This window comes from Stieleria sedimenti, assembly GCF_025060895.1.
In the GTDB taxonomy this organism is placed as follows: Bacteria; Planctomycetota; Planctomycetia; order Pirellulales; family Pirellulaceae; genus Stieleria; species Stieleria sedimenti.
In genome coordinates this window covers 1-2,483 of record NZ_JANZKV010000359.1, presented here as the reverse complement: position 1 = coordinate 2,483, position 2,483 = coordinate 1, and the positions used below count along the sequence as shown (strand labels likewise).

Below are 2,483 nucleotides of genomic sequence, written 5' to 3'. Positions count from 1 at the left end.
TGACCACCGCCGTTCGCCGATGATGCAATGCTCAAATGGATACCGTGTACATCGAAACGACCGTGATCGGAAGCATCGCCGGGCGCTTGCATCCGAATCCGTTGATCGCCGCGCGACAGCAAGCATCACGCGTTTGGTGGTCCGATGCGCGAACACTTTTTCGCTTATTCGTGTCCCAGCTTGTGGTTGACGAATGTCTTGCCGGTGACTCAGACGCGGCACAAGAACGGATTGATGAATTGGTGAGGATTCCTCGGCTGCAAATCACCGAGCCTGCACGGGAGCTAGCAAATGCGTTGATGGATCGCAAAGCGATTCCCGAATCCGAGCCGCGTGATGCGCTTCATATTGGAATCGCTGCTGTACACGGAGTACAATACTTGGTGACGTGGAATTTCAAGCATATTGCAAACGCCACGCTTCGTGACCGAATCAACAACGTTTGCCGCGATGCCGGGCACGAACCTCCGATCATTTGTACGCCGGAAGAAATAGCCGGGATGAACGATGAATCCTTTGACACCTACTGAAGACATACGTGCTGCAAGGCACAAGCTGGCTGCGCAATTCGACAATGACCTAGATCGAATCGTAGCTGATTTGCGCCGCCAGGAAGCCGAATCTGATGCCGAGTTTGTAACTCTTGCCGGCCGTTCCCCCAAACGCACGGCGAACCATGCCGTGCACCGAAGCGGCGGTGGTGACATTGTTGACAGTGGTGGCTCAACTCCCGCCGCTCGGTGACGGCTAACGTTCTGGCATTGAATTTGATCGTGCTCGTGCTCAGTCGCGCAGCGACGGTGCTCGTGCTCGTAATCGAAAGGGGCTGGCGTGACCGACACCATCTTTGATCATGATCGCCTCGACGTTTACCGTCTTGCGATCGAATATACGGCCGATTCGTTTTCGCTCGCGAAGGATCTTACTGGACTTCGCCGCCACGCTCGTGACCAATGGTTGCGTGCGTCACAATCAATCCCGCTGAACATTGCCGAAGGAAACGGTAAACGAAGTGCAAAGGATCGTGGGCGGTATCTCGAGATTGCCCGTGGTTCAGCGCTCGAATGCGCAGCGATTCAGGATGTGCTGACGGCGACGGGTGGACTTGATGCTGCTACCGGCCGTGAGTTGAAACTGAAACTCAAACGCATCGTCTCGATGCTGACCCGAATGGTGATGAAAACCGATACGGTATCGGAAGCACCGGCGCGGTATGATGCGGATATCGATTACGATGACGAGCACCGCTTCGCTGAGCACGAGCACGAGTGGCGCGCGGAGCCAGAACCATCCCGTGCACCGGAGCCGGGCTTACGGCCATCGTCGAATGGAAAATCAAACTTCCCGGCCCGGTGACGGGCACCGTTCGTCGGCCAAGCTCCACGTGCCAACCGCCATGTCAAAGAATCGCAAGAAGTCGGAGACGTACCGATTCAACGGCAATCCGTCATTGCACTCCGGGAGTATTGAATCTGTCGATGTCAAACAGTTGGCATCAATGATCGAAAAATTCCAGGCGAAACTCGCCGATCCAGATGATCCCGATGACAAGAAATGGACGGAACGATGGTTGGATCGATTACGTAAGGAACACCAAAAGAAAGTTGGTGCCCTCGAACGAAAGCAACACGAAAAACTGAAGCATCACCGTAACCGCTCCGGACAGCGAGCTGACGAATGATGCTGCAACACAGATGATCGCCAAAGTACAAACCAACGTCGTCTCCACGAATCACATCGTGTGGCATGGATGGTGAATGTGTTCGCTAAATGACTCGCGTGAACGACGATTGGGCTGGGCAATCTTTTCCGCCGCTCAATGCTGACGTATGATGTTGCCTGTGATCGTTGGTTGCCGACGCTTGTCGTGTCCGGCGATTCGACGCCGACGAACCATCGCATGCACGGGAGCGGCGGTGGCCAGCGGATTTTGAAATCAACGTCAACTCCCGCCGCCCCGTGATCCCGTGATGCGGGACGTTCACGCTGCTAACCGACGCCTGACTCCCCACGGAAAGTCATTCGTGTGATTCGAGCTATTCGTGGACAATCTCTTTTCCGCTGTTTCCAGCATGGTTCAACGCCTGACATCCCGGCCGCGACTGGTGCGTTCGAGCGACGCCCACCTGATCTCATCAAACCTCCGTTTCCTGGGATTCGCTCCTGATGCCATCGTTCGATTGGTGCGCGATCGACTCGGCCGAGGAAGGCAAACCGACGCCTGTCGATCGATTACGAGCACGAGCACCGCGATGCTGAGCACGAGCACGATCCAAGACAATCCGACGCCTGAAGTGCCGACCGCTGATTGGGACACTCGATTTCCCACGGCGATTCCGATCGAGTACATTGGCCGTCAACGACGATGGCGCGTGCCGTCGTCGTGGTCGGACGCGTGAACCAACTGGTGCACCGCAGTCGGCGAGTTAAGTTTGTTTTGAGATCAGGTCGATCGCGCCGACGCGGTGACCACCGCCGTTCGC

4 protein-coding genes are annotated in these 2,483 nt (G+C 56.1%); all 4 read left to right on the top strand.

The window, feature by feature from the left end:
* Nucleotides 1-35: 35 nt before the first annotated feature.
* The 4 genes from NZK35_RS33685 (at nt 36) to NZK35_RS33670 (ending at nt 2,399) form a co-directional block, all read left to right on the top strand.
* On the top strand, nt 36-530 hold the full coding sequence (locus NZK35_RS33685; protein WP_259636922.1) for a type II toxin-antitoxin system VapC family toxin: 495 nt from the start codon (nt 36-38) through the stop codon (nt 528-530).
* A 301-nt stretch (nt 531-831) separates the two neighbouring features.
* Nucleotides 832-1,356, top strand: coding sequence for a four helix bundle protein (locus tag NZK35_RS33680; RefSeq protein WP_259636921.1), 525 nt, complete (start codon nt 832-834; stop codon nt 1,354-1,356).
* Between the two features lie 40 nt (nt 1,357-1,396).
* On the top strand, nt 1,397-1,681 hold the full coding sequence (locus NZK35_RS33675) for a hypothetical protein (RefSeq protein WP_259636920.1): 285 nt from the start codon (nt 1,397-1,399) through the stop codon (nt 1,679-1,681).
* A 391-nt stretch (nt 1,682-2,072) separates the two neighbouring features.
* On the top strand, nt 2,073-2,399 hold the full coding sequence (locus NZK35_RS33670; protein ID WP_259636919.1) for a hypothetical protein: 327 nt from the start codon (nt 2,073-2,075) through the stop codon (nt 2,397-2,399).
* Nucleotides 2,400-2,483 lie beyond the last annotated feature (84 nt).

Bases quoted from the DNA above. Each gene is read 5' to 3' on its own strand.
- NZK35_RS33675 (WP_259636920.1), top strand. From the start codon at position 1,397: ATGTCAAAGAATCGCAAGAAGTCGGAGACGTACCGATTCAACGGCAAT.
- NZK35_RS33685 (WP_259636922.1), top strand. From the start codon at position 36: ATGGATACCGTGTACATCGAAACGACCGTGATCGGAAGCATCGCCGGG.
- NZK35_RS33670 (WP_259636919.1), top strand. From the start codon at position 2,073: ATGGTTCAACGCCTGACATCCCGGCCGCGACTGGTGCGTTCGAGCGAC.